Here is a 23,217-nt window from a genome sequence, read left to right on the forward strand (position 1 = left end):
TTACATTCCGAACCCGGAAGCTAAGCCTTTCAGCGCCGATGGTACTGCAGGGGGGACCCTGTGGGAGAGTAGGACGCCGCCGAACAATTTTTGGGCCCCGGTCACCGCACTTTGTGCGGGGACCGGGGCTTTTTTGCGTTCGGTCGGGAGTCGGCAGCGTGCATGACCGGCCGGTGAATGCCGACCGGTCACGGTGCTGTTAGTTACTCCAGTCGTAGATCGTGATCTTCAGGCTGATTCGCCTGTCGGCGGTAATGGCTGGCCCTGGCTCGGGCCATGGCGGCGTCGCCAGGCGGACCAGCCGAGCCGGTGGGCCGCGTCGCACATGGGCCGGACGAATGCTGTGAACAGCCGCTGGACCTCGTTGCAGGTGAGCGGGATCAGTCCGTCCGGGGCGGGATGGCGGGCGTGTTCGTCAGCACTGACGACAGCGATAACGGCCCAGTCGTAGAAACGGTGCCCCTTGGCACCGGCTCCGGCCGACAGCTTCTGCCAGGACCGCTTGGGGACCTTCGCGGCCAGGGATGACGGTGTGCGTGCCCTTTTTGCGTGGCAGGTCAGCCCCAGCATCAGATCCCGTACCCGACGCCGGGGTTCGACCCGGGCGAACCGGCCGGCTATCCGGCTCATCAGGCCCTCGAACGCTTCCTGCCAGCGGGCAGGGTCTACGCTGTGACCTGCGGCCATCGCAAGATCGTTAGTCTTCACACACCGATGATCAGCGGTGGCCGCAGCCTTCCCGCAGCCGACCCACGAGCAAGATCAAGGGCTATGGCTGGAGGTCGCGCTGGTACCAGGTGCCTGACTTGCCGCCGAGATCGGCCGGGGTGGCAGGGCCAACCGGGATGAACCCGGCCTTGGCCAAAACTTTCTGGGACGCGGTGTTGTCGTGGGAGGTGGCCGCCCGCAGTGTGCGCAGGCCGTGCCGCGCTGTCGCCATCCGGCACAGCTCTTGGACGGTCGCGGTCGCCACGCCGCGGCCGGCGACCCGCTCCGCGACCCGGTAGCCGAGTCTGGCAGTGCCGTCCTCCAAGTCGTACAGGTTGAACCTGCCGAGTACCGAGCCGTCCTCGTCGACGAGCACGTAGAAGGCGCAGATGCCGGCCTCCTGCTCGGCCAGCGAGGCGTTGTACCGGTCGGTGAACTGGTCGAAGAAGTCGTCGCCGCGGTCGGAGATCGAGGCAGCGAAGTAGGCGCGGTTCGCCAGCTCGAAGGCTAGGACCGCCGGGGCATGGCCGGTATGCAGCGGCTTCAGCATGGGCATTGCCCGACCTTACCCAGATGGTCCGCTGAGGCCACCTGGTTTTGCAGACAGCTCCAAGACACCAGGGCACATAACGATCTACGACTGGAGTATCAGAGGCGGCCTGCAGCCTTAAGTGCCAGGTACGCATCGGCGAGGGCGGGGGCGAGGTTGTCCGGGGTCGCGTCCACGACGGTGACGCCGTGGCGCTGGAGCTGTTCTGCGGTGCGCTGGCGCTGAGCTTGGGCCTGGGCGCCGGCTGCGGCCTCGTATACGGCGTCGACGGAGCCTCGGGCGCGGGCCATCTGTTCCGTGTGCGGGTCGGAGACGGAAGCGACCAGAACGGTATGGCGCTGGGTGAGCTGGGGCAGTACGGGCAGCAGCCCCTCTTCGATGGGTGCCGCTTCCAGACCCGTCAGAAGAACGATGAGCGAACGGCGGGGCGCGGTTGCCAGAGCCGTGGAGCTGAGGCCGCGGGCGTCGGTTTCGACGAGTTCGGGCTCCAGAGGGGCCAGGGCGTTCACCACGGCGGGCAGGATGTCGCTCGCGGAACGACCCTGGACGCGCGCGCGGACAGTGCGGTCGTACGCCAGGAGGTCCACACGGTCGCCGGCGCGGGTGGCCAGCGCAGTGAGAAGCAGTGCGGCATCCATGGCGGCGTCGAGGCGGGGTACGTCGCCGACGCGGCCGGCCGACGTGCGGCCGGTGTCGAGGACGATGAGGATGTGGCGGTCGCGTTCGGGGCGCCACGTTCGCACGGCGACGCTGGAGTGGCGGGCTGTTGCGCGCCAGTCGATGGAACGGGTGTCGTCGCCGGGGACGTACTCGCGGAGGCTGTCGAACTCGGTGCCCTGGCCGCGAATGAGCACGCTCGTGCGGCCGTCGAGCTCACGCAGGCGGGCGAGTCTGGACGGCAGGTGCTTGCGGCTGGTGAAGGGCGGGAGGACGCGGACCGTCCAGGGGACCTTGTGACTTCCTTGGCGGGCGGCAAGGCCGAGGGGACCGTAGGACCGCACGGTGATGCGCTCGGCGTGGCGATCACCGCGGCGCGTCGGGCGCAGAACCGTGGTGAGGCGTCGACGTTCGCCGGCCGGGATCGTCAGCTTGTGCCGGGACGCGGGCTGCTCCGTGCCCGGGAGCCAACTGCTGGGCGGCCAAGCGTCGCGGAGCTGGGCCCGGAGGCGGCGCCGGGAGGGGTTGGTGACCGTCAGCTGGACTTCCGCGCTGTCACCGAGCCGAACGCTTGTGTCACCGCTTCGGGTGAATCGGAGCGTTCGCACTGGCGCGGCGAGAGCGTAGTCGCACAGAATTGCGAGTGAAAGGGGCGCGTTGACGGCCAGCATCCCCGTCCAACTGGGGGCCAGGATGCCGACGGGGAGAGAGCCGAGGGCCGCGAGCAGCGCGGTTCGTCCGGTGAGGGCCACGGGTCACTGCCTCATCGGGGGACGGGGACGTGGGCGAGGATCGAGGTGATCACGGAGTCGGTGGTGACTCCCTCCATCTCGGCCTCGGGCCGCAGCTGGATGCGGTGACGGAGGGTGGGGAGGGCGAGGGCCTTCACATCGTCCGGGATCACGTAGTCGCGGCCGGTGAGCCAGGCCCAGGCGCGAGCGGTGGAGAGCAGGGCGGTGGCGCCTCGGGGTGAGACGCCAAGGGTGAGTGAGGGGGATTCACGGGTGGCACGGCAGATATCGACAACGTAGCCCGCGATTTCGGGGGATACCGACGTCTTGGCAACGGCCGCGCGGGCGGCCTCGAGGTCGGCGGGGCCGGCGACGGGGCGTACTCCGGCGGCCTGGAGGTCCCGAGGGTTGAAGCCTTCCGCGTGGCGGGTCAGGACGTTGATCTCGTCCTCGCGTGAGGGCAGTGGGACCGTCAGCTTCAGGAGGAAGCGGTCGAGTTGGGCCTCCGGAAGCGGATAGGTGCCCTCGTACTCGACGGGGTTTTGCGTGGCTGCGACGAGGAAGGGCTCCGGCAGCGGGCGGGGGGTGCCGTCGACGGTGACCTGACGCTCCTCCATCGCCTCCAGGAGGGAGGACTGGGTCTTGGGCGGTGTGCGGTTGATTTCGTCGGCCAGGAGGAGGTTGGTGAAGACGGGGCCGGGCTGGAAGGAGAACTCGGCGGTGCGGGCGTCGTAGATCAGCGAGCCCGTGACGTCACTCGGCATCAGGTCAGGGGTGAACTGAACGCGCTTCGTGTCGAGTTCGAGGGATGCGGCGAGGGCGCGGACGAGCAGCGTCTTGGCGACGCCGGGGACGCCTTCCAGCAGGACATGGCCCCGGCAGAGCAGCGCGACCACAAGACCGGTGACAGCGGGGTCCTGCCCGACCACGGCCTTCGCGATCTCGGTGCGCAGTGCTTCCAGGGAAGCGCGGGCGCTGTCCGAGTTCTCAGGGGTCTCGGGGGTCGGGGCACTCATGAGGTGCGTACCTCTCTTTCGAGGGCGTCGAGTTGGTCTGCCAGAAGGATCAGAGCGGTGTCGTCCGTGGGGGCCGGGCCGAAGAGAAGGGTGCGCAGGTCCGTCTCGCCGGCAGCGCCTTGGTCGGCGCCGGAGAGGCGGGCGGAGACGGCGGGCAGCAGGGAGTCGGGGGCGTGGGCTTCCGTCGGTGGGACACCCAGGAGGGGAGCGAGGCGGGTTCGGGTCGCCGTACGCAGGACGGTGGCCGCGCGGTCACGGGCGTTGGCCTTGCGGTAGAGGCGGGCGCGGCCTTCGGTGGACTCGGAGGCGCGGATGGCCACAGGAAGGCGTTCGGTCACGAGAGGGCCGAGGCGGCGGGCGCGCCAGATGGCGGCGAGGACGGCGGCGAGGGCGAGCTGGAGGGTGCCCCAGAGCCAGCCGGAGGGAATCAGGCTGAGGAACGACGTCTCGCCGGCGCCCCGGCCGTCCTCACGGTCACCGCCGCCTTCGGTGGCAGAGGGGTCACTCAGCGAGGGGAGGTACCAGACGAGATGGGTCCGGGAACCGAGGAGCTGGAGAGCGAGCGAGGCGTTGCCCCGCTTGTCGAGGCGGTCGTTGTACAGGATGTCGGGGGCGCCGAGGAGGACGGTGTCGCCCTCGGCGCGGCCTTCGATGCGGAGGAGTGTGGGCAGGCCGTCGCTGCGGTAGCAGGCGTCCGTGCCGGGGAGGGCGGTGACATAGCGCTCGCCGCCCATGTCGGCGTCGCCGGCGTGCTCGGCGGCGGGAAAAGAGCACTGAGGAGTCAGGGCCTCGGTTTCAGCGGGTGTTTCCGTGCTGACGCCGGGAGCCAGGGTCTCAAGGGAGGCGGGGCCTGCGGAGACCAGAATCGTGCGGCCGCCGGAGGTGTCCATGGAGGCCCGGAGGGTCTTCTGCTGATGGTCGGTCAGCAGGTCCGGGGCCGCGACGAGGAGGGTGGAGTCGGGGCCCGTTGCGGCGACCGCTTCGTCGAGGGTGGTCACCACGCGGGTGGTGACTCCCTGGCCCTTGAGGAGTTCGGCCACGGCGCGGCTGCCATAGCGGTCGGCGGAGCGGGGGTCGAGGCGGCCGTGCTGCTCGCCGGAGCGGAGGAGGGCCATGAGGATTCCGGCCACGATGAGGATGGCGAGCGCGATCAGCAAGCCGCGGGCTCTCTTCCAGACCTGGCGCGGTGTCAGTGCGAGCGAGGTGGGTGTGCCGGTCATTCGGCGGCTCCTCCGCCCGCTGGTCCTGCTCCTGCCGGGGCCGCTTCATTCAGCTGTGGCTTCGTCCGTTCCAAGGCGCCGTCCAGCTCCTTGAGGCGCTGGTACACGCGCTGGTCGGCGGTGCGGCCACCGTATGTGACGTCGTCGAAGGCGCGGGCCGCCGCGCGCAGTTCGTCCGCGTGCGCCGGCAAGGAGCGGCCCGCCTCGGCCGCGGCCTCGTCCGCGGTGCGGCCGGGGCGCGGCTCCAGGAGGGCGCGTTCCTCCAAGGAGCGGACGATGGCGCGCATCCGCTCCTGGGTGGCCTCGTTCCAGCGGCCGGCGGTGGCGTGGGCCTCGGCGGCGGCGCGGTGTTCGGCGGCGCTGCGGGGGCGGTCGTCGAAGAGGGAATCCGACGACACGGCGGCGCGCTGGGGAGTTCCCAGGCGCCACCACAAGGCGCCGACGAGCGCCACGACGATCAGCGCGATGACCACGATGCCGAGCAGCCCTCCCGGGGTGGCCGCGGAGGCGGAGGCGAAGAGGTCGCCCACCCACTCCCAGAACCGGTCGAGACCCCGCTGCAGGAGGTTCGGATCGTCCTCGTGGTACATCGGCTTGGACAGTTCCCGCTCCGCCGCCTCGCGGGCGGGCACGCGCGGGATGTCCACCGGTACGTCGTCAGTGGCGCGGTTCAGCGACCATGCCGTCGTCGGTCCCCCCGTGACGAGCACCGCATCAGCTCCTGGACGTGGTGTCGCCGGGCGCGGAGCCGTAGCCGGGGATGCCGGCGGCGCGGGCGAGTTCCAGGTCGAGGGCCTCGCGGCGGATGCGCTGGTCCACGTAGAGCAGGACGGTGACGCCGGAGGAGATCGGGTACGTGATCGACGCGCCGATCACGGAGCCGATGCCGGTGATGATCAGGAACGGCCACCCGTATTCCGGAGGAGTTCCGGTGAGCAGGCCGCTGAATCCGTCGCCGTCGACGGCCAGGGCGATGATGCTGAACGGGATCGCGATGATCATCATGACCAGGAAGAGCAGCAGAGCGGTCAGCAGCAGGATGCCGAAGATCCGCCACCACGCGCCCCGGACCAGCTTGGCGGAGCGGCGCAGGGAGGGGATGACCCCCTGCCGCTCCAGCATCAGCGCCGGCGAGGCGAGGCTGAAGCGCACCATCAGCCAGGCGACGACCAGGACGGCACCGAGACCGCCGAAGACGGCGAGGGCGACTCCGGCGGCGGAGCCGAGGAGTATCCCGGGCAGTACGCCCACCAGCATGACCGTCACGCTTATCAGCGGCAGCAGCAGGGTCAGCCCGAGGAGCTGGGGCAGCCGGGGGCGGGCCTCGCGCCAGGCGTCGGAGAGGTTCACCTGACGACCCAGCACCGAGCGGCTGATCACGACGGTGAGCAGCGCGGTGGTGAAGAGTGTGCCGATGAGGCTGATGAGCATGGTCGGGGCCAGGGACACCATGCTCGCCTGGGTGGCCTCGACGGACTGGTTCAGCGCCTCCGACGGCGTCGCGTTGGGGTCGACCGTCGGCGGGGCCGGAAGCAGGAAGCGCTGGACGAGGATGTCGGCGATCTGGGTCACCACGGCGACGGTGATCGTGATGCCGAGGACGGTGCGCCAGTGGGCCCGCAGGGTGGAGACCGCGCCGTCGAGGATCTCACCGACGCCGAGGGGGCGCAGCGGGATCACGCCGGGCTTGGCGGCCGGCGGCCGACCCCATCCGCCCTGGTGCTGGCCGCCGCTCCACTGCGGGGCGGGGGGCGGAACGGGTCCGGTGGGGTAGGGCGAGCCCGGTGGGGACCACTGGCCGCCGGGCGGCTGCTCCTTGGACCACTTGGAAGCGGCGCCGTCCCCGTCGGAGGGCCCGGCGGGGCGCGGGACGCCGGCGCCCTGGCCGTCGGAGGGTGCGGACCCGGGCGAGGCCCAGCCCGGAGTGTCGTTCACGGTCGTCCACCTCGTGAATCTGTCGCGGGGCCGGCTCGTCGAGCCGGCTCGGTCGGGGTGCCGGGCCGCTCGGCTTGGCGGCAGGTTGGCAGCCATCGTGCCACGCGCCGCCCGTGGCCGGGCCAGGGCCTGTATCTCATCGGCACCTTCATTGTCGGTCGTTCAGCGGGCAGACTGGGCGGATGGCTGATCAGTACGCACACACGCCGTCCGGTACCGAGCCGTCCGCGTTGCCCGCACTGCGGTGGGAAGAGCCACCGGAAGGACCGGTGGTCGTACTCCTCGACCAGACGCGGCTGCCCGCCGAGGAGGTCGAGCTGGTCTGCACGGACGTGCCGGCGCTGGTGCGGGCGATACAGACCCTCGCCGTGCGGGGCGCGCCGCTGCTGGGCATCGCCGGCGCCTACGGGGTCGCGCTGGCCGCCGCGCGCGGCTACGACGTACAGGAGGCGGCCGCCCTGCTGGCGGGGGCGCGGCCCACCGCGGTGAACCTCGGGTACGGGGTGCGGCGCGCGGAAGCCGCCTACCGGGTGGCTCTGGAGAAGGGCGCGGGCCGGGAGGAAGCGGCCGGTGTCGTCCTCGCGGAGGCGCGGGCGCTGCACCGCGAGGACGCCGAGGCGAGCGCGAGCATGGCGCGGCACGGGCTGACGTTCCTCGACGAGCTGCTGCCGGGCGGCGGGCACCGCGTCCTGACGCACTGCAACACGGGGGCGCTCGTCTCCGGAGGCGAGGGCACCGCCTTCGCGGTGGCGCTCGCGGCGCACCGGGCCGGTCGGCTGCGGCGGCTGTGGGTGGACGAGACACGCCCGCTGCTGCAGGGCGCCAGGCTCACCGCGTACGAGGCGGCCCGGCACGGGCTGGCGTACACGCTGCTCACCGACAACGCCGCGGGTTCGCTGTTCGCGGCGGGGGAGGTCGACGCCGTCCTGATCGGGGCCGACCGGATCGCCGCCGACGGATCGGTGGCCAACAAGGTGGGAAGCTATCCGCTCGCGGTGCTCGCCAAGTACCACCACGTGCCGTTCATCGTGGTCGCGCCCGTCACGACGATCGATCTGAACACCCCGGACGGGGCGTCCATCGAGGTGGAGCAGCGTTCCGGGCAGGAGGTGACGGAGCTCACGGCGCCGCCGCAGGTCATGCTGGCGCATGGTGGATCGGGTGGAGGGCTGCCGGTGGCCCCGCTCGGAACGCAGGCGTACAACCCCGCCTTCGACGTCACGCCGCCGGAGCTGGTGACGGCGATCGTTACCGAGGAGGGCGTAGTCTCGCCCGTCACCGCAACAGGAATCGCCGAGCTGTGTGCCAGGTCACGCCAGGTAACGATTAGCTAATGGGATGATGTCGCGCTGATCGACCAAAACGGCCCCTCCACCTGCGGCGATGCGCAAGGGGAGGGGCCGTGACATCCAACGGCTACATCAGTCGACCTCTGAGCCCGCGTGGGCAACCTCCAGCTGGAGGATGCGGGCCGGTTGCCGTAGCAGCCGATCGAGCTGCGCCACCGCCTCGACCACGTCAGGGTCGAGCGCTTCGGCATAGATGTCGAGAGTCGTCGCGATCCGGCTGTGCCGCAAGACCGCCTTGATGATCCTCGGATGCACCCCGAGATGCACCAGGAGCGTGCCGCAGGACTTCCGCAGCCCCTTCAGGTTCATCTTTCCGAGCCCCGCTATCCGGATGATCCGCTGCATGGTCAGATAGAGGTTCGAGGGCAGGAGCGGGTGACCAGTCCGCGAAATGAACACGTGGCCATCAGGGTCCTCGAACCAGGGGCGGCCGAGGCTGATCGCCCGCTCCCGGAGCATGGCGGTGCGCATCCGAGTCCAGCGCAGCGGGGCGATGCACTGAGCGGGCAAAGGCAGGGGGGCTTTGGACGTCTCGGACTTAGGAGCCACGTCGATCGTGCCCGCGCTCGTACGTTGCCGCTGCTGCTCCACCCAGAGGATCCGGTTATCGAGGTCGATGTTCTCCCAGCGCAGGCCGCACACCTCGGCGCGGCGCAGGCCCAGCAAGCAGATGAGCAGGAAGGCCGGGTAGTACACGGTCAGGCGTCGGGCGGCTGCCAGGAAGCGGAGCACCGTGACGGCGTCCCAGCTCTTGCCGCTGTCGGTGGTCGCCCGCACGTGGACGAGCTTGGCCACGTTCCGCGTGAGCCCGATGTCTTCGATCATCGCGGCCGTCAGCGCCGCTGAGAGGACCCGTAGAGCGTGCTTGGCGGTCTTGGCCCCCTTCGCCTGCGCGAGGCGCTGTATGTCCCCGCGCAGCTCCTTGACGCCCAGCTTCACCATAACCTTGGAGCCCAGGAGCGGCCGTAGATGGTTGCGGACTGCCTGCTCGTAGGTCTCGTAGCTCCGGTGGGCGAGGTTCGGCTTCACGATGACCTCAAGCCAGTAGTCGAACCACTGCCCCAAGGTCATGTCTCGCGTCGGGGTGGGGATGCCGCCCTTGGCGCGGTCGATCAGCTCTCGCCGCTTCTGGTCGCACTCGTCAAAGGTCTTGCCGTACGCGTACTTCCGCTTCACCGTCCCGTCGGGCTGAGGGACGTACACCGCCGCCTGATATCGGCCGTCGGTTCGCTTGGTGACGGTGCCCGACCCGTTGGGGTTCCGCTTGCGTCGAGCGACCATCAGGCAGCCTCGTCGATCTGGCCGAGGATGAAGTCCCGTACGGCGTCGGCCGGGATGCGGCGAGCCCCGTCCACCTTGATGGACAAGAGGCGGTGCGTGCGGATCAGGTCGTAGACCTTGGAGCGGCCGAGTTTGAGCCGCGCCATGACCTCGGGCACGGTCAGCAGTTCGGCTGTGACGATGGTCACGGGGCGACTCCTTCCAGGGCGAGTTGGTTGTGCAGGGCTTCGCGGGCGGTTTCGCGGTTGAGCTGGATGTCCCGGGCGATGGTGGCGGCGAGGGCGGATTCGCCCGGGCTGTGGCCGTGGCCGGCGTATTGCCAGTCCGCGAGGACGAGGACGGAGTCGTCCTGGTCGTGCTCGAAGTCGGGCAGGCCGAGGGCTTCGCGTTGCTGGGCGGCGCGGTAGTCGGCGCGGATCTGGCGGAGGGCGCCGAGGGTGGTGGAGTAGCGGCGGGACTTGGTGGAGAAGTGGCCGCGGAAGCCGAGCATGTGAGCCCATGCCCACAGGCGGCGGTCGGGGTAGACGGGGTCGAGTTCCTTGCAGGCCCGGATGAGGCGCTGGGCGTGTTCGGGGACCTGGTGGCGGTCGAGTTCGGCGAGTTCGCCGATGCGGCGGTCCAGAGTGCCGGTCGTTTCGGCGGCCTTGGTGGCGTACTTGGCGACGTAGGAGGCGACGGCTTGTTCGGTGATGTCGGCGCCGGCCTCGAAGGCGCGGATGGGCCGGATGTCGAGCTGGGTGCCCCACCGCAGCGCCCGGGCGGGTTGGTCGGCGGCGGCCGGGACGGTGACGGTCGTATACGGGTGGGCAGCGGCGGCGCGGATCGCGTCGGCGAGCAGCTGCACCGTGGCCCAGGCGGGCGGTGAGCCCTCGGGGCCGTCCGGTCCGTCGAGGCGGATGACGGCGTGGAAGTGGACGGCGCCGCGCTTCTGGAACTCGGCGACCTTGCCGTACGAGACGCGGGCGGCTTCCTTCAGCTCGCGCTGGGTGAACCCGGCGCGGGCGGCGATCTCGCGGCGAAGACGGTTGGTGAACCGCTGCCACAGGTGCCCGGCGTGGTTGTTGAACAGCACGGCGGCCGCGTAGTCATACGTGTCCGGGTTCAGCGCCGTGCCGAGTACGTCGTCGTCGGCCTGGTGTCGGCTGCCGCAGCGGCAGCGGCCGGTGTCGGGTCGGTTGTGGACCGGGCCGAAGCCGGGCGCGGTGAGGGTGGCGAAGACGCGCGGGTGATCGCGGACGGTGGCGGCGACGTCCTTGGCCTGGTCGCCCGCGAGTCCGGCGCGGATCAGGTGGTAGGTGTCACCGGCGTACGTCCAGGCACAGGCCGGGCAGCGGGAGGCGCGTCGGTTGCCGCAGGCGAGGCGAAGGCGCCCGCCGGGCTCTTCCTTGGTGGAGTAGCTGTGCAGCGTCTCGCCGGTCACCTTGTCCTTGGTGACGGTCCAGCCGGTGAGGTGGATCGGGTTCGCGCAGCCCCCGGTACGGCGGACCTGGTCCTGCCAGCGGTTGAAGCCGGGGGACCCGGCCACCCGCAGCAGATCGCCGAGGGTGACCGGGTCCAGGCCCGCGAAGGTCGCGGTGTCGGTCACGCGATCACCTCTTGGCGGGCGGTGCGGAAGGCGGTGCCGATCCAGTGGGTGAAGGCCGGCGGGATGGCTTCGGTGAGTTCTTCGCGGACGTCGGTCCAGGTGATGCCCATGGCGTGCTGCATCTCAGTCACGGTGGCCTTGCCGCCGCCCTTGCCGTAGGCGGCGACGTAGGGACCGGTGCGGTAGGTGCCGTGTCGGTAGCCGCGGACATGGCCCCGATGGCGGGGGTGCGGGGGTTGGGCGGTGGCCCAGCGGCCGAGTTCGAAGGTCCGGTGACGCAGCACGCCGAGCCCGAAGCTCTCCCCGCACAGGGTCAGGTTCTTTCGGACTGGGGCCTGGCCGTTGGGCTGCTCGATCACATACGGCAGGCCGGTGGCGTCCAACAGGGTGCGCAGTTCGGGGATGAGCTGGATGTGGGTACGGCCCCAGCCACGGGCCTTGTTGGTGCCGACGGTCAGGGCGCAGCCGGCCTGGCAGGGCGGTGAGGCGTGCACAAGCGCGTACCGCTCGATGTCACCGGTAGTGGTGAGCCGGGCAAGCAGGTCGAGGGCGTCACCACGGTGGTACGTGAAGGGATAGCGGGGGCGGTCGGCGATGTCGCAGCCTTCCACGTCGAAGCCGGCCAGGTGGTAACCCATGGCGGCACCGCCGGAGCAGCAGAACAGGTCCAGGACCCGCAGACGGGGCTCAGACACGGGCCGCCTCCCGAGCACGTGCCGGACGGGTGCCGGCGCCGAGACAGGCCGAGCAGCGGACGGTGATGGTGCGCAGGTAGCCGTGGCGGTCGCGGCCGCCGAGCGTGATCGCGGCGGAGGCGAAGCCGTCGCAGGCCGGGCAGATGCGCGGCGCGGGGCGTGCGCGGTCCGTCATGATGAGGGTTCCTTCCGGATCAGTGGTTCGGACAGGGGCACGGCTCCCGGGGCGGACGACACTTGGCCATAGAGGCCGCCCCGGGGGCCGGTCAGCGCCGCTTGGTCTCGGCGGTGATCAGCGAGCGGGCGACGAGTGCGCACACCGCGACGGAGGCCGCGGTGATGGCGACCGCGAGGAGCATGGAGACCAGGACGGCGCCGACGACCAGGACCGCGGCGGTTCCGCCGCCGATGACGGCGAGCAGGGCACCGGGGGTGAGCTGCACCATCGGTCGAGTCGGCGCAGGGGCCACCGGCATCGGCGCCGGAGTCGGGGTGTGCTGGACGACGGTGGTCGGCTCGATGACGGCGGGCGGGGTGACGATGCCGGTCGGCTGCGGCATGGTCGGGATCTTCGGGCGGAACATGGTCGGGTCTCCCTTCACTGGATGGCGGTGTCGATGGCGGGGGCGAGCAGGCTGTCCGCGAGGAGGTAGCCGCCCAGAAGCAGGACGGCGACGAGCCACCAGGGCGGGCGGATGAGCTTGATGCCGAGGTAGCCGATGGCAATCAGGGCGAGCCAGAGCGGGACGTCCATGGCGGGTCTCCGGTCAGTCGGCGAGGCGGCAGCGGTGGGTGCGGGCGGCGAGCTGGGCGGCCGACGAAGAGGAGTAGTCGGCGGACCAGCCGCAGCGGTCGGCGGTGCAGACGGCGGCGTGCTTGGTGCGGCCGTGGCGGTCGCGGTGGCTGCCGATCTGCACGGGGCCGATACGGAGCACGGAGTGGAAGTGGTCGCGGGCGGGCATGGCGTCGTCTCCTTGCCTGGTCAAATGAGTTGGGCGGCGATCGCGTCGGCCATCGGGGCGGGGACACCGAGGCGGGCGCGCAGGGTGTCGGTGTCGATCGGGGAGCCGGTGCGGGCGCGGTGGTCGTCGGCGACCTTGCGGGCGTGGTCGACCAGCGCAGCCGGAACGGCAGGGATCGGTGCCGGTTGGGACGTGGAGGGCAAAGCCGGGGCCGGTTCGGTCTCGGCGACCGCGACGGGTTCCGGCTCAGGCCCGGTCGGTTTCGGTGCGGGGGCAGGGGCTGCGGGCGCCGGCCGAACCGGCACCCGATCCCCGGCCGAGTGGGCCAGGAGGGTTCCGCCGAGGAAGGCGAGGGCGGGCCATCCGGCGACACCGAAGCGGAGCCAGGACGGGGGGTGCGCCAGGTCGAGGAATCCGGCGGTGGCGACGTTGGCACCGAGAGAGGCGAACAGGGCGATCACGAACCAGCACCAGGCCAGCCGGGATGGGCCCTGACTGCGGAGCCGTCGCCAAGCAGCGACCAGCAGCAGGTCGACGCTGATCGGGTAGGCCCACGCCTTCCACCCGTCCTGCCCGGCAGCGGCGGCCAGGTCGTGCAGGTGGGCAAAGGACAGGGCACCGGCGATCACGGCCTGGACGAGGACGGCGTCTAGGCGGAGTGAGCGGGGCATGGTCTTCACCTCCTTTGCGGGTTGGGGCCGGGACGGGACGGGGCTCAAGGTCCGCCGCCCGGTCCCGGCGGTGGTTCAGTCGGTGGGTGCGTCGCCGGACCCGAAGCAGGTCAGGCAGAGCGCGGCTTGCCGGTCGTCCGTGTCGCGGGGCTTGCGGGCGGAGCCGACGCGTACGGTCTCGGTGATCTCGCCGGTGCCGTCGCAGTCGAGGCACTTCTTGGCCTGGGGCTTGCGGCTCGTGGTCTTCCGCGCAGCCACGGTCAGCACCCGCAGCCGGGGTAGTCGCGGCCGTCGTTGGGGTCGTAACCGGGCGGGAAGGGCGGGAGCACACCGGACGGCAGCGACACGGCCAGCGCCGGGCCGACGGCGTCGACGAAGTCGAGATCGGCTCTGAGCAGGTGCGCGTACAGGGTCAGGGCACCGAGCAGGTTGACCGTACGGTCGAAGTCCTCGTAGGCGTCCATTGGTTCGCCTCCTGTTTTGGGCATGGGGCGGGTAGGGACCTGGCGCGAAGCGGTCGCGCCGACCGGTTGGGCGGGGTGGGTCAGGCAGTGGCCGGGGCGGGCTCGATGGCCGGGGCCGGATCCTTCGTCAGGCTCGGCAGCGCGGGCCGGAACGCCGCCAGTGCGGGCAGATCCGGGGTGCGGTGCGCGTGCCGGTTGCAGGCGTTGACGGCTTGGCGCAGCGTGGTGTGCGGGGTCCGGATGCGAGTCCAGCCACCCGAGGAGTCACCGGTGACGGCGAGCCCGGGTTTGTCGGTGGGGATCTGGATCGCGGCGAGGACGGCGTCCGGGGCGATGTCGCCGAAGGCCATGTTCGCCGAGGTCTCGTCGTTGACGCGGTGGGCGGTACGGCCGGTGAGCTGGGCACGGAGCATGGTGATGCCCTTGCCGAGTTCGGAGCCGAAGCGCTGCCCGCAAACCTCCAGATAGACGCCAGCAGCGCGGCCGAGCTGGGCGAGCCGGGCCAGCGCGGTGATGACCCGATCCCGCCGCTTCTCCTCATCCTTCGACGCGAAGAGAGCCAGTTCGGCGACCTCATCCACGAGCACCACGATCGGAGTCGGGCGCAGGTCTTCGGGCAGGTCCCAGATGTCGGCGGCGATCTCCGCATCCGGCACATCAGCGGTGATGCGCTGCTCGGCGCGGATGAGCTGGTAGACGCCCTCCATGTGCGACACGAGCGCGTCGAGGAGTTCGGCGGCGGTGTCGGGGTTGTCGGCGAGCGCGGAGAAGCGGCGGGCCAGCGGGTAGAGCTCGACGCCCTGTTTGCAGTCGATGCCGACCAGGGCGACGTCCTGCGGCGCGAGTTCGGTGACCAGGTTGCGCTGGTAGACGGACTTCCCGGACTTTGTGGCACCGAGGGTCAAGGCGTGCGGGATCTCGCGGTAGTCGCGGTAGTGGACCGAGCCGTCCTCCCGCAGAGCGACCGGGACCCGCATCGGTTCGTGGTCGACATTGGCGGGCATCTGCACCCGCCGCAGCACGTCGTACCCGGTCATGCGTACCTCCACGATGCCTGAGCGCAGCTCGCGGGAGGTGACGCCGTACATCCGGAAGGAGTGCCGCAGCCGGTCACACGAGGCCGCCACGTCGAAGGCGTCCTGTCCCGGTTGGAGCTTGAGCCGGAGGACCAGGCCGGTCCGGGTCGGCCGGAGCCGCAGAATGCGGGGCGGGCGGGACTCGGGGACCGGCCGGGTGGCGATCCGGGCCAGGGCCAGGCGCCACCGGGAGGGCGGCACGGTCAGGCCACAGGCGTCCATGACCGAGGCGTACCGCACCAGGACGCGCAGCGCGGCGAGGGTGACCCCGAAGGTCAGCCAGTACCAGGCGGGGCGCCGCCACCGCAGCAGAGCCACGACGGCGACGACCAGCGGGAGTAAGGCAGCCGTCCAGGACATGGTCAGGCGGCCTTCGAGGCACCGGCGACGAGCGAGGTGACCGCGACCGCGCGGAAGGCGATGCCGTGGCGCTTCTGGCCGTTGAACTCGTTCTCCCACGGCCGCGCGATCAGACCCGTCAGCGCGACCGGGGTGCCCATGGCCAGGTCACCGGAGATGCCGGTCTCCGGGACGGTGATGTTCAGGATCTCGACCTCGCCGTTGAGGGCGAACATCACGTTCACCGTCATCAGGGTCGCGCCGGTCTCGGTGTCGGTCGCGACCTCACCGGTGCGGCGGTCGCGGATCTTCGGTTCCGGGCCCTGAGCCACCATCACGGTGGCGGCGGAGGTGTCGACGGGGATCTGACGCATCGCAGTCTCGCTTTCGCCAGGCCGACAGATGTCGGCTCATGCAGAGCTATTGTCCTCAACTCCTCTTTAGGAGTTGCTAAGACTATGAAGGCGCTGCCCGGCGGTCGTCAAGTCCTCTTGAGGACTTAGCCTGTGAGGAGACCTAGGAGGCCGCAGATGGCGAAGCGATACGAGAAGGTTTCCGACGATTTGCGTCGTCGTATCGAATCCGGTGAGTACGCGCCCGGAGATCGGCTACCGGCCGAGACGACGCTTGTCACGGAGTACAAAGTCAGCTTGCCCACCCTGCGGCAAGCCCTGGCGGCCCTTCAGACCGAGGGGCTGATCGAGAAGCGGCACGGTCGCGGCAACTTCGTACGCAAGCCGCGGCAGCGGGCCGAGCGAAGCAACCTCCGCCACCAGTGGGAGAAGGACCGCGCACGCGCCGACCTGAGGGAGCGGAGCAGCACGGGCGCCACCGAGCGGGATACCGGCCTGACGATCAAGCAACTGGCGTTCCACGCCGAATACGAGCAGATCGAGGCTTCTGCAGAGCTGGCCGCAGCACTGAACATCGAGCCGGGCGCGGCGGTCCTGAGGCGGACGTACCGCACGCGCAGCGTGAACGAGGACGAGCCGCTGAACGTAGCCCGCTCCTACATCCCGTACGAGATCGCCGCGAAGAATCCCGACCTGCTCGACGCGGGCCAGGAGCCCTGGCCCGGCGGCACCATGAACCAGCTCCACACCGTGGGGATCGAGATCGATCGCGTCGAAGAGGTGGTGGCCGCCCGGCCTCCGACATCCGAGGAGATCGAAGAGCTCGGGCTCATGCCGGGTGTGGCGGTCATGGATGTCCGGAAGACTCTCTACGACATCAGCGGCCGCATCGTGGAAGTAGCGGACGTCGTGCTCCCCGGAGACCGCTACGTCGTGAAGTGTGTGACCCCGCTGGAAAGGTGGTGAAGGGGCGCATGACGAACCTCGTATCGGTGATCACACCGGTGCACGGGCCGAGTGCCCGCTACCTCGCCGAGGCTCATGTCTCCCTCACCGAGCAGGAGATGCCGCCAGGGTGGGACTGGGAGTGGATCATCCAGGAGGATGGCGAGACGGCGGATGTGCGGCCGCATGTTCCTTCGGACCCTCGGATCAGCTTCGAGCAAGGGCGACAGGGACGCGCTGGCATGGCGCGGACCATGGCGCTGGCCCGGGCGCGCGGCGATCTCGTCAAGGTGCTGGACGCCGACGACGTCCTGACGCCCAGTGCGTTGCATCGAGACATCAAGGTCCTTACCGAACAGAGCGGCATCGCGTGGACCACCTCGCGCGTCCTTGACCTACTGCCGGACGGTTCCACTGTCGGCTTCGAGGGTGACCCCCCGCCTGGACCCATCGCGCAAGGCGCTGTGCTGGAGCGGTGGCGAACGCACGACTACAGGGCGCAGGTACATCCGGCGACGTTGTGTGCGCGACGCGACCTGGTGACCGCACTGGGCGGTTGGATGGCGCTGCCTTCGTCGGAGGACACAGGCTTGCTCATGGCGCTCAACGCCGTAAGCACCGGTTGGTTCATCGAGGAATGCGGGCTGCTGTACCGGAAGTGGCCCGGACAGAGCACCGCGCAGAGCAGCCACCACGACGACGCGGAGCGTCGGGCCCGCATGAAGGTCATCGAGGATCGCGCCGAGGCCCTGAGCAAGCTCAGTACATGGCACCTCTGACCGCGTCCCGAGCACACGCGGTAAGACTTTCTCTACATCATCAAGGCGCATCCGCCGCGCACGGCGCGGCGTCGCGCGGCCCGTCGGCCCGGGCCGACGCTCCTGTCTTCGCCCCGCTCCGGCCCGGCCGCCGGCCGCGCGCCGGACGGCGGGGGTTGATGAGGGTGAACCCCTCTGTGGCTGGGGCGGTCGGCATCACGGCTTTAGGCAGCCACCATGGGGCGAGCCTCGAAGATCGGGGCCCAGATCGGGCTATTGCGGGCAGGCCAGGAGCCAGCCCGATTCGCGGCGAGCGTACGGGCCCCGATCTCTCGCCCCATGGCAGCTCCCGCCCAAAGCCGCTCCGCCGACCGTGTGGCAGGCTGACCGGGCGGTCTTGCCTGACATCCGTTACTGACACCAACAGGCACGGACACATACAGACACCAGTGGTCACGTACGACTATCGTCGCTGGCCAGTGACCTACCTCACCACTGCCTTTGTTGTCGTTATGAGAATGGGATGATGTCGATTATGAAGGGACGCGTCCTTGTCGTCGACGACGACTCCGCACTGGCCGAGATGCTCGGGATTGTGCTGCGTGGTGAGGGTTTCGAGCCGTCGTTCGTAGCGGACGGCGACAAGGCCCTTGCCGCATTCCGGGAGGTCAAGCCGGACCTGGTGCTGCTGGACCTCATGCTGCCCGGGCGGGACGGCATCGAGGTGTGCCGGCTGATCAGGGCCGAGTCCGGGGTGCCGATCGTGATGCTCACCGCCAAGAGCGACACGGTCGATGTGGTGGTCGGGCTGGAGTCCGGTGCCGATGACTACATCGTCAAGCCGTTCAAGCCGAAGGAGCTGGTGGCCCGGATCCGGGCGCGGCTGCGGAGGTCGGAGGAGCCCGCGCCGGAGCAGCTGACCATCGGTGACCTGGTCATCGACGTGGCCGGCCACTCGGTCAAGCGGGACGGTCAGTCGATCGCGCTGACGCCGCTCGAGTTCGACCTGCTCGTCGCGCTGGCCCGCAAGCCGTGGCAGGTCTTCACGCGCGAGGTGCTGCTGGAGCAGGTCTGGGGCTACCGCCACGCCGCCGACACGCGGCTGGTCAACGTGCATGTCCAGCGGCTGCGCTCCAAGGTCGAGAAGGACCCGGAGCGGCCGGAGATCGTGGTGACCGTCCGTGGTGTCGGTTACAAGGCCGGACCGAGCTGACATGTCCCGCGGCAGTGCTGCTCCGAAGCCCGGGAAGCCGGGAGTCCGTGCGGGGCGGGCTGCCGGTCCGGGGCGTGCCCCCTCGCGCGTCGGCCGCCTGTTCCACGGCGGTCGGCTGCTCCAGGACGGGGCGCCCGGTGGCCGGGTGCTCCGGCTCCTGGCGCGCTGGGTGCGCCGTCCGCTGCTGCCCGCCGTACGGCTGTGGCGGCGCAACATCCAGCTGCGGGTGGTCGCCGGCACGCTGCTGATGTCACTCGGCGTGGTGCTGTTGCTCGGCATCGTCGTCATCGGGCAGATGCGCAACGGTCTGCTGGACGCCAAGGAGAGGGCGGCGCAGAGCCAGGCCTCCGGCGGTTTCTCCGCGGCACAGGACCAGGCCAGTGCGCCGCGGCCCGGGCAGGTCGGCGGCGGCAGCCCGACGGCGCCCTCGTCGCTGAACTGGCGCTCCGACCTGGTCGTGCAGCTCGCCAGCGGCGGGCAGAGCGCGTTCAACGTGGTGGCGCTGAGCTCCGACTCGGCGGGCACGGCCCCCAGCCGCGGCGCCCGGGCCTCCGGGGGCGTGGAGCCGGCGACCAGCATCCCGGCGGCGCTGCGCGACTCGGTCGCGCAGGGGACCGGGACCTTCCAGACGTACACCCGCATCCACTACACCGACGGCAAGGCGTCCGAGGCCGGGCTGGTGATCGGTAAGCGACTCAACGACGTCGAGGGCAATTCCTACGAGCTGTACTACCTCTTCCCCCTGACGCAGGAGGAGGACTCGCTCGCCCTGGTCAAGACGACGCTGGCGACGGCCGGGCTGTTCGTCGTCGTCCTGCTGGGCGCCATCGCGTGGCTGGTGGTGCGGCAGGTCGTCACGCCGGTACGGATGGCGGCGGGCATCGCCGAGCGGCTGTCGGCGGGCCGGCTGCAGGAGCGGATGAAGGTCACCGGCGAGGACGACATCGCCCGCCTCGGCGAGGCCTTCAACAAGATGGCGCAGAACCTCCAGCTGAAGATCCAGCAGCTGGAGGACCTGTCGCGGATGCAGCGCCGGTTCGTGTCGGACGTCTCGCACGAGCTGCGTACGCCGCTGACGACCGTGCGGATGGCCGCCGATGTGATCCACGAGGCGCGTGGGGACTTCGACCCGGTGACGGCACGCTCCGCGGAGCTGCTGGGCGACCAGCTGGACCGGTTCGAGTCGCTGCTCGCGGACCTGCTGGAGATCAGCCGGTTCGACGCGGGCGCGGCGGCTCTCGAGGCGGAGCCGATAGACCTGCGGGAGGTCGTGCGCCGCGTCATCGGCGGCGCCGAGCCGCTCGCGGAGCGCAAGGGCGGCCGGATCCTGGTCGTCGGCGACGAGCAGCCGGTGGTCGCCGAGGCCGACCCGCGGCGCGTCGAGCGCATCCTGCGCAACCTCGTCGTCAACGCCGTGGAGCACGGCGAGGGCCGTGACGTGGTGGTCCGGATGGCCGCCGCGGGCGGCGCCGTGGCCATTGCCGTACGCGACTACGGAGTCGGCCTCAAGCCCGGCGAGGCGACGCGCGTGTTCAACCGGTTCTGGCGCGCCGACCCCGCGCGGGCCAGGACGACCGGCGGGACCGGCCTCGGCCTCTCCATCGCGCTGGAGGACGCCCGGCTGCACGGCGGCTGGCTGCAGGCCTGGGGCGAGCCCGGCGGCGGCTCGCAGTTCCGGCTGACGCTGCCGCGCACGGCGGACGAGCCGCTGCGCGGTTCCCCGATACCCCTGGAGCCGGAGGACTCGCGGCGCAACCGCGAGCGGGCCGCCGCCGAGGGGCCGGAAGGCCCCCGGCCGGCGGCCGTGCCGGGACAAGGGGGCGCGGGCCAGCCGCCGATACCGCCGCGCCACGCACCGGCACAGGCGACCGCGGACCCCACGGCCCTGCCCGGCAGTGGAGCCCGGGTGGTGGCACGACAGACCGGGGAACGGACCGGCGAGGGCGGCGAACCGGCGCGGGAAGCGGATCGCGAACCGGATACCGGCGGGGACGCGGGCGGGGGCACAGGCGGGCACAGGGGCTGGGACACGGAGCGGGAGGGCATGGCTCGTGGGCGCTGAGCGTCATCGGTACGGGCGGGGACGTACGGCGCGGAGGGCCGCGCTGCTCGGCCTCGCCACACTGGTCGCCGGGTGCGCCTCGATGCCGGACAGCGGAGACGTATCCGCGGTGAAGGCCTCCAAGCCGGGCGATTCCCAGGTGCGGGTCTACCCGGTGACACCACGGGACAACGCCGCGCCGGACGAGATCGTCGACGGTTTCCTGGAGGCGATGACCGGCGACGACCCCGGCTTCGCGACCGCCCGGAAGTACCTGACCAAGCAGGCGGCGCAGACCTGGAAGCCCGAGGAGCGCACCACGGTCCTCGCCGCCGCGCCCGAACCGCAGCAGCCCGAGCGCACCGCCGGGCAGGAGGGCCCCGGGCTGCTCTACCGGCTGTACGGGCAGCCGGTCGCGGCCGTGGACGCCCATCAGGCCTACCAGCCGCTCGGCCCGTCCAACTACAACGGCACGATCCATCTGGTGCAGGTCGCCGGTCCGGAGGGGAAGGGCAAGGAGTGGCGTATCGACAGTCTGCCGCCGGGCCTCGTCCTCGGTGAGTCGGACTTTCTGCGCAACTACCGGTCGGTCAACAAGTACTACTTCGCGAGCGGGCGGGTCGTGGCCGACCCCGTGTACATCCGGCAGCGGCAGGATCCGGTGACCCGGATGGACCCGGTGGCGCAGGCCGTCAAGGCGCTGCTGGAAGGGCCGACGAACTGGCTGAAGCCGGTGGTCGATTCGCGTTTTCCCACGGGTACGGCGTTGAAGGAGGACGTGAAGTCGCTGACGCCGGACGACCAGAACTCACTGAAGGTGCCGCTGAACGAGAAGGCCGACAACGTCGGCCAGGACCAGTGCCGGAACATGGCGGCCCAATTGTTGTTCACCGTGGGGGATTTGGCGTCCACCAGGGTCGAGCAGGTGGAGTTGCAGCGGTCGGACGGTTCGCGGCTCTGCGTGCTGGGTGAGGGCCAGAAGGAGGACTTCATGGCCGTCCCGACCGCCGTCGCCCCGAAGAATCCGTACTTCATCGACGCGAACGGACAGCTGGCCGAGCTCGACGCCACGGCGAAGGACGTCGGGGGGCCGCGGCATGTGCGGGGACCGTTCGGCAACGGCGCGGCGAAGGTGGGTTCCGTCGCGGTGGCGCGGGACGAGCGGTACGCGGCCGGTGTGTCGCAGGACGGCCGGTACCTGAGGGTGGCGTCGATCACCTCGGAGGGGCAGCTGCCGGTGCCGATCCTGCGCAGCGACGGCGGCACGCCCGAGGACGGCCTGTCGGCGCCGAGCTGGGACGGACGCGGCGATCTGTGGGTGGCCGACCGCAATCCGGCCAAGCCGCGGCTGCTGCTGATCCCGGGCGGTTCCGGCGCGCCACTGCCCGTGACGGCGCCGTGGCTCACCGACGGCGTGCGGATCAAGGCGCTGCGGGTCTCCGAGGACGGCGTGCGCATGGCGCTGCTGCTGGAGAAGAACGGCAAAACCACGCTGCACATCGGCCGGGTCCAGAGGGACGGCGCGGGCACGCAGCAGACGGCCGCCGTGGTGGAACTGCAGTCGGCCGCGCCGCGCATGGACTCGGTGAGCTCGGTGTCCTGGGCCGGGCCGAGCCGGCTGGTGGTGCTCGGCAAGCTGGCTGGCGGCGTGCAGCAGGTGCGCTACATCCAGACGGACGGCTCCACCTCGGCCGCCGGGATTCCGGGGCTCAACCAGGTGAAGGCGGTCGCGGCGGCCAACGACGAGCGGGCGCCCCTGGTGGCGGCCTCCGCCGACGACGGCATCGTGCGGCTGCAGGCCGGCGGCAACTGGCAGCCGATGGCCGAGAAGGGCACGTCACCGGTCTATCCCGGCTGATGCCGGCCCGCCGTCCCGTCGGTGTGCACGGTTGTCCACAGGGGTGGCGAGGGCGCCGTGCCGGTCGGCACAGTGGGGGCATGCGGGGATGGTGGCGGGAGATCGCCGGGCTCGTGCTGCCCGTCGCCTGCGGAGGCTGCGGCCGTGCCCGTACGCAGCTGTGCGAGGAGTGCGGGCGTGCCCTGTACGGGCGTCCGCCCGGCCGGGTGCGACCCGTGCCCGAGCCCGCGGGCCTGCCCGTGGTGCATGCCGCCGCGCCGTACGGCGATGCGGTACGCGCGGTGCTGCTGGGGCACAAGGAGCGCGGCGTGCTGGGACTGGCCCGGCCGCTCGGCCTCGCCCTGGCAGGGGCCGTCAGAGCGGCCGCGGCCTCCTCGGCGGGGGTCGGGGCCGGGCCGCTGCTGCTGGTACCGGTGCCGTCGTCACGGCGTGCGGTGCGGGCGCGCGGGCACGACGCGGCGCGGCGGATCGCGTGGGCGGCGGCGGCCGAGTTGCGGCGTACGGGAACGGCGGCGCGGGTTCTGCCCCTGCTGCGGCAGCGGCGGTCGGTGTCGGACCAGTCGCGGCTGGACGCCCGGCAGCGGCTGGCGAACATGGCGGGGGCGCTGGAGGTGGTGGCGGGCGGCGGCCGGGTACTGGCGGGAGGCAGGGCCGTACTCGTCGACGATCTCATGACGACCGGGGCCTCGCTCGTCGAGGCGGCCAGGGCCGTGCCCGGACACGTGGGGGCCGCGGTGGTGGCCGCCCCGCCGTCGTCCTTCACCGCGCCGCCGTCGTGACCGTCGTGGCCGTTGTGGCCGCCACCGTCGT

Annotated in this window: 26 protein-coding genes, 1 rRNA gene and 1 pseudogene; 8 read left to right on the forward strand and 20 right to left on the reverse strand. The window is 71.0% G+C overall.

The genetic code is table 11. The features are described 5' to 3' along the window. Nucleotides 1–85 (forward strand): 5S ribosomal RNA (gene rrf, locus AB0A69_RS18490); the annotation flags it as partial. 118 nt (nt 86–203) lie between these two features. On the opposite strand, the pseudogene AB0A69_RS18495 reads toward rrf, so the two are convergent. The 7 genes and pseudogenes from AB0A69_RS18495 to AB0A69_RS18525 all read right to left on the reverse strand — a co-directional run. Continuing rightward, nucleotides 204–522 (reverse strand): annotated as a pseudogene (locus AB0A69_RS18495) (hypothetical protein); the annotation flags it as partial. Between the two features lie 247 nt (nt 523–769). Continuing rightward, nucleotides 770–1,264, reverse strand: a complete 495-nt coding sequence (locus AB0A69_RS18500) for a GNAT family N-acetyltransferase (protein WP_361422500.1) — start codon at nt 1,262–1,264, stop codon at nt 770–772. A gap of 92 nt (nt 1,265–1,356) precedes the next feature. Continuing rightward, nucleotides 1,357–2,667, reverse strand: coding sequence for a DUF58 domain-containing protein (locus tag AB0A69_RS18505; RefSeq protein WP_361422503.1), 1,311 nt, complete (start codon nt 2,665–2,667; stop codon nt 1,357–1,359). A gap of 11 nt (nt 2,668–2,678) precedes the next feature. Continuing rightward, complete coding sequence (locus tag AB0A69_RS18510) at nt 2,679–3,662, reverse strand: MoxR family ATPase (RefSeq protein WP_361422506.1); 984 nt, start codon at nt 3,660–3,662, stop codon at nt 2,679–2,681. Next, nucleotides 3,659–4,882 carry a DUF4350 domain-containing protein gene (locus AB0A69_RS18515; protein WP_361422509.1) on the reverse strand — a complete coding sequence of 408 codons (1,224 nt, stop codon included), beginning with the start codon at nt 4,880–4,882 and terminating at the stop codon, nt 3,659–3,661. Before AB0A69_RS18515 ends, AB0A69_RS18510 begins: the two co-directional genes overlap by 4 nt. Continuing rightward, the gene (locus tag AB0A69_RS18520; protein WP_361422512.1) at nt 4,879–5,592 is read right to left on the reverse strand and encodes a DUF4129 domain-containing protein; all 714 of its coding nucleotides are present in this window, start codon (nt 5,590–5,592) and stop codon (nt 4,879–4,881) included. The genes AB0A69_RS18515 and AB0A69_RS18520 overlap by 4 nt, the downstream gene beginning before the upstream one ends. A gap of 4 nt (nt 5,593–5,596) precedes the next feature. Beyond that, on the reverse strand, nt 5,597–6,817 hold the full coding sequence (locus AB0A69_RS18525; RefSeq protein ID WP_361422515.1) for a hypothetical protein: 1,221 nt from the start codon (nt 6,815–6,817) through the stop codon (nt 5,597–5,599). Between the two features lie 182 nt (nt 6,818–6,999). Between AB0A69_RS18525 and mtnA the strand changes: the two genes are divergently transcribed. Next, nucleotides 7,000–8,151, forward strand: a complete 1,152-nt coding sequence (gene mtnA, locus AB0A69_RS18530; protein WP_361422518.1) for an S-methyl-5-thioribose-1-phosphate isomerase — start codon at nt 7,000–7,002, stop codon at nt 8,149–8,151. An 87-nt stretch (nt 8,152–8,238) separates the two neighbouring features. Here mtnA and AB0A69_RS18535 read toward each other — a convergent pair whose 3' ends face one another. From AB0A69_RS18535 to AB0A69_RS18595, 13 genes are all read right to left on the reverse strand, one after another. Beyond that, nucleotides 8,239–9,447 (reverse strand): tyrosine-type recombinase/integrase, encoded by a 1,209-nt coding sequence (locus tag AB0A69_RS18535; protein WP_361422521.1) that lies wholly within the window; start codon nt 9,445–9,447, stop codon nt 8,239–8,241. Then, on the reverse strand, nt 9,447–9,635 hold the full coding sequence (locus AB0A69_RS18540) for a helix-turn-helix domain-containing protein (RefSeq protein WP_361422524.1): 189 nt from the start codon (nt 9,633–9,635) through the stop codon (nt 9,447–9,449). Before AB0A69_RS18540 ends, AB0A69_RS18535 begins: the two co-directional genes overlap by 1 nt. Next, nucleotides 9,632–11,032, reverse strand: coding sequence for a replication initiator protein RepSA (repSA, locus tag AB0A69_RS18545; RefSeq protein ID WP_361422527.1), 1,401 nt, complete (start codon nt 11,030–11,032; stop codon nt 9,632–9,634). The genes AB0A69_RS18540 and repSA overlap by 4 nt, the downstream gene beginning before the upstream one ends. After that, nucleotides 11,029–11,670, reverse strand: coding sequence for a DNA methylase (locus tag AB0A69_RS18550; protein WP_361423180.1), 642 nt, complete (start codon nt 11,668–11,670; stop codon nt 11,029–11,031). Before AB0A69_RS18550 ends, repSA begins: the two co-directional genes overlap by 4 nt. A gap of 49 nt (nt 11,671–11,719) precedes the next feature. After that, nucleotides 11,720–11,902, reverse strand: coding sequence for a hypothetical protein (locus AB0A69_RS18555; protein WP_361422530.1), 183 nt, complete (start codon nt 11,900–11,902; stop codon nt 11,720–11,722). Nucleotides 11,903–11,993: 91 nt separating this feature from the next. Next, on the reverse strand, nt 11,994–12,311 hold the full coding sequence (locus AB0A69_RS18560; RefSeq protein WP_361422532.1) for a SpdD-like protein: 318 nt from the start codon (nt 12,309–12,311) through the stop codon (nt 11,994–11,996). A 14-nt stretch (nt 12,312–12,325) separates the two neighbouring features. Then, nucleotides 12,326–12,481, reverse strand: a complete 156-nt coding sequence (locus tag AB0A69_RS18565; RefSeq protein WP_361422535.1) for a hypothetical protein — start codon at nt 12,479–12,481, stop codon at nt 12,326–12,328. 13 nt (nt 12,482–12,494) lie between these two features. Then, nucleotides 12,495–12,689, reverse strand: a complete 195-nt coding sequence (locus AB0A69_RS18570; protein ID WP_361422538.1) for a mobile element transfer protein — start codon at nt 12,687–12,689, stop codon at nt 12,495–12,497. 20 nt (nt 12,690–12,709) lie between these two features. Further along, entirely contained in the window at nt 12,710–13,360 is a 651-nt protein-coding gene (locus AB0A69_RS18575; RefSeq protein WP_361422541.1) for a DUF2637 domain-containing protein, read from the reverse strand. A 75-nt stretch (nt 13,361–13,435) separates the two neighbouring features. Next, complete coding sequence (locus AB0A69_RS18580; protein ID WP_361422544.1) at nt 13,436–13,618, reverse strand: hypothetical protein; 183 nt, start codon at nt 13,616–13,618, stop codon at nt 13,436–13,438. A 2-nt stretch (nt 13,619–13,620) separates the two neighbouring features. Beyond that, a complete protein-coding gene (locus tag AB0A69_RS18585; RefSeq protein ID WP_361422547.1) occupies nt 13,621–13,824 on the reverse strand; it encodes a hypothetical protein in 204 nt (67 codons plus the stop codon). 80 nt (nt 13,825–13,904) lie between these two features. Continuing rightward, complete coding sequence (locus tag AB0A69_RS18590; protein ID WP_361422550.1) at nt 13,905–15,260, reverse strand: FtsK/SpoIIIE domain-containing protein; 1,356 nt, start codon at nt 15,258–15,260, stop codon at nt 13,905–13,907. A 2-nt stretch (nt 15,261–15,262) separates the two neighbouring features. Next, nucleotides 15,263–15,613, reverse strand: a complete 351-nt coding sequence (locus tag AB0A69_RS18595) for a hypothetical protein (RefSeq protein WP_361422553.1) — start codon at nt 15,611–15,613, stop codon at nt 15,263–15,265. A gap of 156 nt (nt 15,614–15,769) precedes the next feature. Between AB0A69_RS18595 and AB0A69_RS18600 the strand changes: the two genes are divergently transcribed. The 6 genes from AB0A69_RS18600 to AB0A69_RS18625 all read left to right on the forward strand — a co-directional run bounded on the left by AB0A69_RS18600 (nt 15,770) and on the right by AB0A69_RS18625 (nt 23,186). Next, the gene (locus AB0A69_RS18600; protein WP_361422555.1) at nt 15,770–16,558 is read left to right on the forward strand and encodes a GntR family transcriptional regulator; all 789 of its coding nucleotides are present in this window, start codon (nt 15,770–15,772) and stop codon (nt 16,556–16,558) included. 8 nt (nt 16,559–16,566) lie between these two features. Next, nucleotides 16,567–17,316, forward strand: a complete 750-nt coding sequence (locus AB0A69_RS18605) for a glycosyltransferase (protein WP_361422558.1) — start codon at nt 16,567–16,569, stop codon at nt 17,314–17,316. 502 nt (nt 17,317–17,818) lie between these two features. Then, nucleotides 17,819–18,508 carry a two-component system response regulator MtrA gene (gene mtrA / locus AB0A69_RS18610; RefSeq protein ID WP_355363568.1) on the forward strand — a complete coding sequence of 230 codons (690 nt, stop codon included), beginning with the start codon at nt 17,819–17,821 and terminating at the stop codon, nt 18,506–18,508. A gap of 1 nt (nt 18,509) precedes the next feature. Then, complete coding sequence (mtrB, locus tag AB0A69_RS18615) at nt 18,510–20,570, forward strand: MtrAB system histidine kinase MtrB (RefSeq protein ID WP_361422562.1); 2,061 nt, start codon at nt 18,510–18,512, stop codon at nt 20,568–20,570. Then, nucleotides 20,560–22,407, forward strand: coding sequence for an LpqB family beta-propeller domain-containing protein (locus AB0A69_RS18620; RefSeq protein WP_361422565.1), 1,848 nt, complete (start codon nt 20,560–20,562; stop codon nt 22,405–22,407). Before mtrB ends, AB0A69_RS18620 begins: the two co-directional genes overlap by 11 nt. An 80-nt stretch (nt 22,408–22,487) precedes the next feature. Then, complete coding sequence (locus AB0A69_RS18625; RefSeq protein WP_361422568.1) at nt 22,488–23,186, forward strand: ComF family protein; 699 nt, start codon at nt 22,488–22,490, stop codon at nt 23,184–23,186. Nucleotides 23,187–23,217 lie beyond the last annotated feature (31 nt).

Origin of the sequence: Streptomyces sp. NPDC045431 (assembly GCF_040646655.1) — a bacterium.
GTDB lineage: Bacteria > Actinomycetota > Actinomycetes > Streptomycetales > Streptomycetaceae > Streptomyces.